The following is a 9,296-nucleotide window of genomic DNA, read 5'->3' as shown; positions in this document are numbered from 1 at the left end:
CCCTTCTCGCCCACCGTCTCGCGCAGGATGCGCAGGCTGTGCTCGGTCGAGTCGGTCGCGATGGCGAACGAGATCGGCCCGAACCACTCCCGCGAGTAGGTGGCGGTGTCGGAGGCGTCCAGCTTCACCACAGTCGGCGTACGCACCACCGCGCCGGGGAAGGACGGGTGCTCGACTACGCGCGACTCCAGCACCGGCTCGCCGACCTTGGTGACCTCGTCCAGCCGCTCCAGCACGCCGTCGTTGACGATCGCGCCGGTCAGCTCGACGCCGCGGGCCGGGTCGGCGGTCAGCTTGGCGACCGCGCCGGCGATCCCGGCGGCCACCTCGTCGAAGCTCTTGTGCCCCTGGTCGGTCTCGATTCCGTCGCGCGGGATCAGCAGGTTCTGCGAGGTGGTGCACATCTGGCCGCTGTACAGCGTCAGCGTGAAGCCGAGGTTGCGGCAGAGCCCGGCGAAGTCGTCGGTGGAGTCGATCACCACCGTGTTCAGGCCGGCCTTCTCGGTGTAGACGGCCGCCTGCCGGGCGTTCGCCTCCAGCCAGTCGCCGTACTCGGTGGAGCCGGTGAAGTCGACGATCTTCACGGCCGGGTCCAGGGCCAACGTCGTGGCGAGCTTCTCGCCGGGCGCCTCGGGCGCGAGCTGCACCAGGTTCGGGTCGAACCCGGCCTCGGCGAGCACCTCGCGGGCGTACTTCACGGTGATCGCCAGCGGCAGCACCGCGCGCGGGTGCGGCTTCACCACTACCGGGTTGCCGGTGGCCAGCGAGGCGAACAGACCGGGGTACGAGTTCCAGGTGGGGAACGTGTTGCAGCCGATGACCAGCGCGACCCCGCGCGGCACCACGTGGAACGTCTTGGTCATCCGGAGCGGGTCGCCCTTGCCCGCGGCCTTCTCCCAGCCGGCGGTCCCCGGGTGGCGGGTCATCTCGGCGTACGCGTACGCGACCGCCTCCAGCGCCCGGTCCAGCACGTGCGCGCCACCGGCCTGGAACGCCATCACGAACGCCTGGCCGCTGGTGAACTGCACCGCGTTGGCCAGCTCGAAGATGTTCCCGTGCAGCCGGGCGAGGATCTCCAGGCAGACGCCCACCCGGGCCTGCGGGCCGGCGTCGCGCCAGGCGGGCAGCGCGGCGCTCGCGGCGGACACGAGCTGGTCGGCGCCCGCGTGCGGGTAGCGCACGTCCAGCGCCACGCCGAACGGGCTGACCTCGGTGGCGACCGTGCTGCCGTCACCGGCCTGGTCGAGCGGGAAGTCGCCACCCAGGTACGCCTCGAAGGCGGCCTTGCCGTCGGCGGCGGCGGTCTCGCCGTACACCCGGGGGCTGGGTGACTCGGGGTAGGCCGACCAGTACCCGCGCTCCGCGATGGCGGTCAGCGCCCGGTCGAGGGTCTCGCGGTGCCTGTCGTACAGGGGGTGCGGGGTCTCCGTCATGCCCGCCATCATGCAACAGAAAGGCACCAGATCAGTAGGGGCGTGTCACAACTCAGATCGTCAGCTGCCAGTCGACGGAACCGGCGGCCGGGCGGAAGCCCAGTTGCTCGTTGATCGCGATCATGTGCCGGTTCGCGACCGCGTTCCAGGTGTCGACGGCCCGCAACGCCGGTTCGTGTGTCAGCGCGTACTCCAGGTTCCCGGCCTTGCAGAGCAGGCCGAGCCGGCGGCCGCGGTGGTCGGGGTCGACGAGGGTGATCTCCTGCCAGGCGTGGTCGGCGCTGCTCGCGTCCAGGCTGAGCTGGGTCCAGCCGACCAGGCGGCCGGTCGCCTCGTGCACCACGCCGGTGTTGTACCGGCGTACGCCCCGGGCATCGAGCGCCCGCTCCGCGTCGCGTACCCGCGCCGCGTCCATCCGCTCCGGCTTCCAGTCCAGCTCACCCATCGGCGCGTCGAGCAGCAGCCGGCCCTGGAGGTAGGCGACGTCCGCGACGTACTCCTCGGGGGTGTGATCGCGCCACCGCACCGGCCGGTATCCGGTGGCCGCGGTGCGGGCCTGGGCCAGCAGCGCGGCGAGCCGGTCACGGTCGAGCCCGGTCACGTCGAGGCGGCGGCGGACGTCGGCCAGCGCCGGCTTGGCGCCCAGGGCGGCGGCGAACGCAGCGCCGGGGAAGACCCGGTCCTCCTCGCCGGGCAGCGCGGCGGTGGTCGAGCCGACCAGGCGTTTGCCGCCGTGCTCGCGGAGCAGCCGCACGCCGTGCTCGTGCAGCACGCGGCCGATGCCGCGCCTCCGGTACGCCGGGTCGACGGTCAGTTCGACTGTCGCGTTCTCGGTGTTCTCGATCGTGTGCAGGTGCAACCGGAGCCAGCCCACCGGCAGGCCGTTCAGGCGGGCGACGAGCCAGCGTCCCTCGATGCCGGGCATCGGGTGCGACAGCAGCGCCTCGAAGCGGCGGCGGCAGATCGGCGGGAGGTCCGGCTCGTCGACGGCCTGGGCGGCGCAGGCGATCCGGTACGCCGCGTCGAGCGTCTGCCGGTCGGCGGGATCAAGCGGCGTCACGGTCAGGGTCATGTCACCCAGGGTGCGCCGGACACAGCGAAGAGGCCAGCGGTTTTCCGCTGGCCTCTTCGGACGTTGGTCGGGAGGGACGTCCGCACAACGCCTCCGGCGTTGGGTCGCAAGAACTTGAAAAGTCTCCGGCGGATGCCCTCCCGCACGAAGCATCTTGCGCCGTCCGGTTCCTGCCGTCAAGTCCTTGAGGGTGGTTTTCTGGCACTCACCGCACATCACCGGTTACCCACCGGTCTCACCCGATCCCCCACCCGGGCGAGCCCCACCTCCCCCACCCGGCCGAGGCGCCGGGCTCCGGGTCAGGACAGGAGGCCGGCGTCGCGGGCGGCGCGGAGGCTGGGCTTGATGCGGTGGGTGGGGCCCACCTGGGCGGCCACCGCGTCGAGCGTCTTCAGGCCCTCGCCGGTGTTGAACACGACCGTCTCGGCGGACGGGTCGAGCCGGCCCGACTCGACCAGCTTGCGCAACACCGCGACCGTCACGCCGCCCGCCGTCTCAGCGAACCCCCCGGTGGTACGGGCGAGCAGCCGGATGCCGGCGCGGATCTCGTCGTCGTCGGCGTAGTCCATCCAGCCGCCGGTACGGCGCACCGCCTCCAGCGCGTACAGCCCGGCGGCGGGGTCGCCGATGTTCAGCGACTTGGCGATGCCGGTCGGCTTGACCGGCGTGATCGTGTCGGTGTCGCCGTGCAGCGCGGTGGCGATCGGGTTGCAGCCGGCCGACTGCGCGCCGAACACCTTCCAGCCACCGGCCGGCGCCTCGACCAGGCCGATCTCGACCAGCTCGGTGAACGCCTTGTCGATCTTGGTGAGCAGCTCGCCACTGGCCATCGGGATGACCACCTGGGCCGGGATCCGCCAGCCGAGCTGCTCGGCCACCTCGTAGCCGAGCGTCTTGGAGCCCTCGGCGTAGTAGGGCCGCACGTTCACGTTGACGAACGCGGTGTCCTCGAACTCGTCGGTCTCCACCAGCTCGCCGCAGAGCCGGTTCACGTCGTCGTACGAGCCGTCGATGGCGACCAGGTCACCGCCGTAGACAGCGGTGGTGACGACCTTGCCCTGCTCCAGGTCGCCGGGGATGAAGACGACAGACGGCACGCCGGCCCGGGCCGCGTGCGCGGCGACGGAGTTGGCGAGGTTGCCGGTGGAGGCGCAGGCGTAGCGGGTGAAGCCGAGCTGCCGGGCCGCGGTCAGCGCCACCGAGACGACCCGGTCCTTGAACGAGTGGGTGGGGTTCGCGCTGTCGTCCTTGACCCACAGCGGCGCGGTGAGTCCCAGCTCGGCGGCGAGGTTCGGGGCGGCGACCAGCGGGGTCAGCCCCGGGTCGAGCGTGACCCGGGTGTCCGGGTCCTGACCGGCCGGCAGCAGCGCCGCGTACCGCCAGATGTTCGCCGGACCTGCCTCGATCTGCTCCCGGGTGACGGTGGCGAGCGCGGCGGTGTCGTAGTCGACCTCCAGCGGCCCGAAGCACTCGTAACAGGCGTGCTGGGCGGCCAGCGGGTAGCGCGCCGAACAGGCGCGGCAGACCAGGGCGCGGGCCGGGCTGAGGGTGGTGTCGATGCCGGTGGCGGCGGGAAGCGTCGACGTCATGTCGAGGATTTCCTCTCATCTTTCCCCGCATCGCCGGGTGCGGCGGGGACGGAATTGGCACCTGCCCGCTGTCGCTCGTCGTCGAGCGTGCGGGTGGTTGCCGGGGCGTCGTCGGGCCGTATCCCTCAGCCCCTCTGGATGAGGTATTCAGTTGTGCCGCCGAGTCTATGCGCTGCTCACGGCCGCGCCACCCCGGGATCCCACGCTGTGGGCCGGCTCAGCGTCCGACCACCGCGGCCGGCTCCACCACGGCGGGCCGGTCCACCACCGCGAGCGGCTCCGGCGCCGTCGTGGTCACGGCTGCCGGGCGGGTACGGGTGACCAGGTTCGCGGCCACCAGGGCGGCGATGGTCAGCCCGGCGCCCACCAGCTCGATCGCGACCGGCCGGTACCCGCGCAGGATCTGCACCGCGAACGTGACCACCGGCACCAGGTTCATGAACAGCGCGGCGTCGGCCGGGCCGAGTCGCCGTACACCGGTGTTCCAGGCCAGCACCGCGAGGACGGCGGCGATCAGCACCGCGTACGCCAGTTGGGGGGCGACCGCGACGAGGTCGGCGGCGGCCGGCGCGTGCTGGAGCCCGGTGAGGTCGGCGACGGCGCTGGCGGCGAGCATGGCGAGCATGCCCGTGACGGCGGTCAGCGTGGTGTAGCGCAGCGCCGACCATTCGGGGAACCGGCTCGCGCCGTGCGTGTAGAAGGCCCAGCCGATCACCGCGCCCAGCATGAGCAGCCCGCCGACGCCGAACTGTCCGAGCCCGTCCAGCCGGCCGCGGGTGATCACCAGGCCGACGCCGACCAGGGCCACCAGTGCCAGTCCGAGCAGCGCCGGGCGGGGGCGTACGCCGTCGCGCGCCCAGCGGACCAGCTGGGTGATCAGCGGCACGGTGGCGCCGAACAGCGCGATCTGCTGCGGGGTGGCGTGGCCGAGGGCGAGGTTCGTCAGCGTGTTGAAGCCGGCGAAGCCGAGTGCGCCGAGCAGCCACACCTCGGCCGCGCGCCCGCGCGTGGCGAGTGCGGCCAGCCCTTCGCGGGCCAGCAGCAGGGCGACCAGCACGGCGGTGGCGAGGACGTACCGGGTGGTGGTCAGGTTGAGGGCGTCCACCCGGGTCAGCGCGCTCGCCAGCACGGGGAACATGACGCCCCAGCTGAGCACTGCGAAGATCGGGAAGGCGGCGGAACGGAAGCGCATCCCAGCTCCTATGTTCGAGTATCGTCGAACCAAACGCCACGACTCTAGGAGCTTGTTCGACGATTGTCGAACATGGGTTATCGTAGTCACATGGAGCTGCACGAACCCGAGCTGCGCGACGTCCCGGTCACCGCCGTGCTGGCGGCGCTGGCCGACGACGTGCGGCTGCAGATCGTGCGCGCGCTCGCGCCGGGCGGGGAGCACGCCTGCGGCTCGTTCGAGTTCGGCGTCTCCAAGGCCACCCGCAGCCACCACCTGAAGGTGCTGCGCGAGGCGGGCCTGACCCGCACCCGCATCGCGGGCACCACCCGGTACGTGCGGCTGCGCCGCGACGAGCTGGACCGCCTCTACCCGGGCCTGCTCGACGCCGTCCTCACCGCGCCCGCCCGGCCGCAATGATCAGCCTCCCCCGCCACTCCCGGCGGGATGACATGATCGCCTGATGCGGAAGGCGACTGCCCGGATCGGGCTCCTCGCCGGCGCGGCACTGCTCGCCGGCTGCACCCCGGCACCGGCCCCGGTCGACGGGCCGCCGTCGGCGCCACCCCGGCCCGGCGCCGAGCCCGCCGCCACGTGCTCCCCGGAGGGCATCCGGATCACCGGGCTCGGGGTGAGCGCGGCCATGGGGCTGCGGGCGATGGGCCTGGACCTGGTCAACTGCGGCGACCGCCCGTACGAGCTGCGTGGCTATCCGGCGGTCGCGCTCCGGGACGCCGACGGGGACGCGATAGCGGTACGGATCATCCCGGGCGCCGCGCCGATCACCGCCGGCTTCGACCACCCGCCCACCCGGATCGTGCTGGCGCCGGGCGAACGGGCCGGCGCGGCGCTGATCTGGCGCAACCTCGTCACCGACCCGACCGTGGTGGCCACCGCGGGCGCCGAACTCGACGTCGCCCCGTCGACCGGCCGGCCGGCGTACCCGGTCGAGCTGGACGGGCCGATCGACCTCGGGAACACCGGCCGGCTCGGCGTCAGCGCCTGGAAGCGCCGCGACGCCGACCCGGCGACGCAGGCGCCCCCGCGCTCCGATCCACCGGCCCCCTCGACCTCGCCGGTCAACCCGCTCTGACTCAGATCGCGGCACGGAAGCGCCCTCCCGTACCGCGATCTCGCCGGGCGGCGGATCAGACCGGAACCGAGGCGGGCGACGCGGTGGCGGGCTCGGCCGGGGCGGCGCGGCGGCGGGCGAGCAGCGCGTCCAGCGCCCAGTTGCCCGGGCCGAGCACGGCGACCAGCAGGAACGACCAGCAGAAGAGCGCCGCCAGTTCGCCGCCGTTCTGCAGCGGCAGCAGGTTCTGCGGCTGGTGCACAGTGAAGTACGCGTACGCCATCGAACCGGAGGCGAGCAGCGCGGCCGGACGGGTGAGCAGGCCGACGAGCACCAGCACGCCGCAGACGAGCTGGATCAGCGCCGCCCACCAACCGGGCCAGGTGGCGAACGGGACGGCCTCGCCGGAGCCTCGGTTACCGCCGAGGACGCCGAATATCGACGCCGCGCCGTGGCATAGGAACAGCAGCCCCACAACAGCGCGGAACAGGGACAGGACAGGGCCGCTGAGCTGGGTCGGAATCATGTGTGACCTCCTGGGGCGGGTGTTTGACCGCTCCAGGATGGCGATTGCACGTATCGATGTTAATCAATTTCTTTGCAGGCGGGACAATTGCATGGGAACGCTCCCATGATATGGGCGGACGCGCCAATGCGGGTACCCCCGACAGTCACCTCAGCTGGTGACGTCCTTGCGGGTGAAACGCCAGAAGGCCAGGCTCCAGAACAACGTGGCGTAGACGATTGCCGAGAACGCGCCCTTGACCACGTCGTCGGTCTGCATCGGCGTGGACAGCAACCCCAGCCAGGCGCTGCTGTAGTGGGTGGGCAGCAGGTTCCGCAGCCCGCCCAGCGCGGTGATCTGATCCAGGATGCTGGACAGGATCCAGAGCAGCACCGCGCCACCGACCGCGCCGAGCGCGGCATCGGTGGTCACCGACAGCAGGAACGCCAGCCCGGCCACCACCAGCAGCACCACCGCCAGGTACCCGAGCACCCCGAGCAGCCGCAGCAAGCCGTCGGCCGGGGCCAGCTCGGCCGAGACCTGGCTGCTCAACGGCTTCCAGCCGTACCGCAGCGTGCCGACCAGCAGCGCGGTGCCCGCGAGCAACAGCAGCGCCAGCCCGGAGTACGCGAGCGCGACGACCAGCTTCACCGCGAGCAGCCGGGCCCGGGGCACCGGCACCGCCAGCAGGTAGCGCAGGCTGCCCCAGCTCGCCTCGCTGGCCACCGTGTCGCCGCAGAACAACGCCACCACCACGACCAGCAGGAACGACGCGGAGACCAGGATCGAGAACAGGGTGAAGTTGAGCCCGCCCGAGGTGGCCAGGTCGGCCAGGCTGGAGAACTCGCCCCGCCCGCCGCGGTCGTCGTCTCCGGAGTCGAACTGGAACGCCACCAGGATGATCAGCGGCAGCAGCACCATGAACCCCAGCGCGAGCTGGGTACGCCGGCGCGACGCCTGCCGCCGGAACTCCGCGGCGAACGGAAGCGTGGCCGAGGGCCGGTAACCGGCCGCCGCACCGCCCGCGCCGGGCCCGGACGTGCCGCCACCAGGCGACGATGCCACAGACGAACCCGCCATCACCGGTCCCCGCTTCCCCGAGAGTTCTCGCCGACCAGGGCGAGGAACGCGTCCTCCAGGCGGCGCCGGGGCACCACCCGGTCCACTCCGATACCGGCCCGGACCAGCTCGGCCACCACCTCGCTGCGCGCGGTGCCGTTGGTGTCGACCACCAGCGCGCCCTCGGCGTCGGGCAGCACCCGTACGCCGTCGAGCCGGTCGAGCACCGTACGCGCCGCGTCCGGGTCGCTCACCTCGAACAGCACGCTCGGCGACTCGCCGACGATCTCCTCGACCGGACCCGAGGCGACGATCCGGCCCTTGTTCACCACCACGGCGTGCGTGCAGGTCTGCTCCACCTCGGCCAGCAGGTGGCTGGAGACCAGCACCGCCCGGCCGTCGGTGGCGTAGCGCTGGAGCACCCGGCGCATCTCGGCGATCTGCGGCGGGTCCAGCCCGTCCGTCGGCTCGTCCAGCACCAGCAGCTCGGGCAGGCCGAGCATGGCCTGGGCGATGGCCAGCCGCTGCCGCATGCCGTGGCTGTACTTCCTCGTCCGCCGGTGCACCGAGTCGCCCAGGCCGGCGATCTCCAGCGCCTCGTCGAAGTGCGCGTCCTCCCACGGCCGCCCGGTCGCCCGCCAGTACGCCTTGAGGTTGTCCAGGCCGGACAGGTGCGGCAGGAAGCCCGGCCCCTCGACCAGCGCGCCGATCCGGGACAGCACCGGCGAGCCGGGCACCAGCCGGTGCCCGAAGACGTAGATCTCCCCGGCGGAGGGCTGGGTCAGCCCCATCAGCACCCGCAGCGTGGTGGTCTTGCCCGCGCCGTTCGGGCCGAGCAGGCCGACCACCTGCCCGGGGTGCACCGCGAAGTCGACGTCGGAGACCGCGACGAAGCCGTCCGCGTACTCCTTGCGCAGGTTGCGCACGGCGAGCGGGACGCCCGCGTACTCCGGGTGCACGGAGTTGTCCTGGCGGCGGTGCCGGCGGCGGGTGAGCAGCACGACCACGACGAGCCCGAGCACGATTGCCGCGAGCAGACCGGCCAGCGCCCAGCGCCACACCACTGCCGTGGTGGGGATGGGCGTGGCCTCGACGGTGGGCAGCGTCAGCGGCCCGTCGGCCAGCGCCACCGTGTGCACGGCCGGCTCGGCCGGCGAGGCGTACGCCTGGTCCGACGTCGCCACCACGAGCCGCAGCCGGTGCCCGGCCTCGACCCGGCGGACGATCCCCGGCAGCGTGACGGTGACCGGCGTGGCCTCGTCGACGGAGCTGGGCAGGCCGGTCAGGCGCACCGGCGCGACCAGGCCGGACGGCAGCGTGGCCGTCCCCTGCGGGTCGACGTCGTAGAGCTTCACGAACAGCACCGCCTCGCCGGTCGGGGAGGCGGCCCGGATC

The 9,296-nt window shown here is 72.7% G+C and carries 9 protein-coding genes and 1 riboswitch; of the genes, 2 read left to right on the top strand and 7 right to left on the bottom strand.

Features of this window, described 5'->3' with window-relative positions; genetic code table 11:
- The 4 genes from paaN to KBX39_RS13930 form a co-directional block, all read right to left on the bottom strand.
- The coding region (paaN, locus tag KBX39_RS13945) for a phenylacetic acid degradation protein PaaN (protein WP_210870938.1) at nucleotides 1-1,433 on the bottom strand (1,433 nt) is incomplete at its 3' end.
- A gap of 52 nt (nucleotides 1,434-1,485) precedes the next feature.
- Nucleotides 1,486-2,505: a GNAT family N-acetyltransferase gene (locus KBX39_RS13940; RefSeq protein WP_210870935.1), complete on the bottom strand. Its 1,020-nt coding sequence runs from the start codon at nucleotides 2,503-2,505 to the stop codon at nucleotides 1,486-1,488.
- Between the two features lie 299 nt (nucleotides 2,506-2,804).
- Nucleotides 2,805-4,094, bottom strand: coding sequence for a threonine synthase (gene thrC, locus KBX39_RS13935; RefSeq protein ID WP_210870932.1), 1,290 nt, complete (start codon nucleotides 4,092-4,094; stop codon nucleotides 2,805-2,807).
- Between the two features lie 12 nt (nucleotides 4,095-4,106).
- A riboswitch (SAM riboswitch) is annotated at nucleotides 4,107-4,239 on the bottom strand.
- A 72-nt stretch (nucleotides 4,240-4,311) separates the two neighbouring features.
- Nucleotides 4,312-5,286 (bottom strand): DMT family transporter, encoded by a 975-nt coding sequence (locus KBX39_RS13930; protein ID WP_166457577.1) that lies wholly within the window; start codon nucleotides 5,284-5,286, stop codon nucleotides 4,312-4,314.
- 90 nt (nucleotides 5,287-5,376) lie between these two features.
- Between KBX39_RS13930 and KBX39_RS13925 the strand changes: the two genes are divergently transcribed.
- Both KBX39_RS13925 and KBX39_RS13920 read left to right on the top strand, forming a co-directional pair.
- The gene (locus KBX39_RS13925) at nucleotides 5,377-5,685 is read left to right on the top strand and encodes a helix-turn-helix transcriptional regulator (protein WP_043327981.1); all 309 of its coding nucleotides are present in this window, start codon (nucleotides 5,377-5,379) and stop codon (nucleotides 5,683-5,685) included.
- Between the two features lie 43 nt (nucleotides 5,686-5,728).
- On the top strand, nucleotides 5,729-6,358 hold the full coding sequence (locus tag KBX39_RS13920) for a DUF4232 domain-containing protein (protein WP_113973541.1): 630 nt from the start codon (nucleotides 5,729-5,731) through the stop codon (nucleotides 6,356-6,358).
- 55 nt (nucleotides 6,359-6,413) lie between these two features.
- On the opposite strand, the gene KBX39_RS13915 is transcribed toward KBX39_RS13920, so the two are convergent.
- The 3 genes from KBX39_RS13915 to KBX39_RS13905 form a co-directional block, all read right to left on the bottom strand.
- A complete protein-coding gene (locus KBX39_RS13915) occupies nucleotides 6,414-6,863 on the bottom strand; it encodes a DoxX family protein (RefSeq protein WP_113973542.1) in 450 nt (149 codons plus the stop codon).
- Nucleotides 6,864-7,013: 150 nt separating this feature from the next.
- Nucleotides 7,014-7,922, bottom strand: coding sequence for an ABC transporter permease (locus tag KBX39_RS13910; RefSeq protein WP_043327978.1), 909 nt, complete (start codon nucleotides 7,920-7,922; stop codon nucleotides 7,014-7,016).
- On the bottom strand, nucleotides 7,922-9,296 hold a 1,375-nt coding region (locus tag KBX39_RS13905; protein ID WP_210870928.1), incomplete at its 5' end, for an ABC transporter ATP-binding protein. The genes KBX39_RS13905 and KBX39_RS13910, both read right to left, overlap by 1 nt.

This window comes from Micromonospora sp. D75, assembly GCF_018070405.1.
Taxonomy (GTDB): domain Bacteria; phylum Actinomycetota; class Actinomycetes; order Mycobacteriales; family Micromonosporaceae; genus Micromonospora; species Micromonospora chalcea.
The sequence above is the reverse complement of the archived record's forward strand: the minus strand, read 5'-3'. Positions and strand labels throughout refer to the sequence as shown.

What these genes read in the sequence shown, in the direction of transcription:
- KBX39_RS13940 (WP_210870935.1), bottom strand. Translation starts at nt 2,505, where the DNA reads ATGACCCTGACCGTGACGCCGCTTGATCCCGCCGACCGGCAGACGCTC.
- thrC (WP_210870932.1), bottom strand. Translation starts at nt 4,094, where the DNA reads ATGACGTCGACGCTTCCCGCCGCCACCGGCATCGACACCACCCTCAGC.
- KBX39_RS13930 (WP_166457577.1), bottom strand. Translation starts at nt 5,286, where the DNA reads ATGCGCTTCCGTTCCGCCGCCTTCCCGATCTTCGCAGTGCTCAGCTGG.
- KBX39_RS13925 (WP_043327981.1), top strand. Translation starts at nt 5,377, where the DNA reads ATGGAGCTGCACGAACCCGAGCTGCGCGACGTCCCGGTCACCGCCGTG.
- KBX39_RS13920 (WP_113973541.1), top strand. Translation starts at nt 5,729, where the DNA reads ATGCGGAAGGCGACTGCCCGGATCGGGCTCCTCGCCGGCGCGGCACTG.
- KBX39_RS13915 (WP_113973542.1), bottom strand. Translation starts at nt 6,863, where the DNA reads ATGATTCCGACCCAGCTCAGCGGCCCTGTCCTGTCCCTGTTCCGCGCT.
- KBX39_RS13910 (WP_043327978.1), bottom strand. Translation starts at nt 7,922, where the DNA reads ATGGCGGGTTCGTCTGTGGCATCGTCGCCTGGTGGCGGCACGTCCGGG.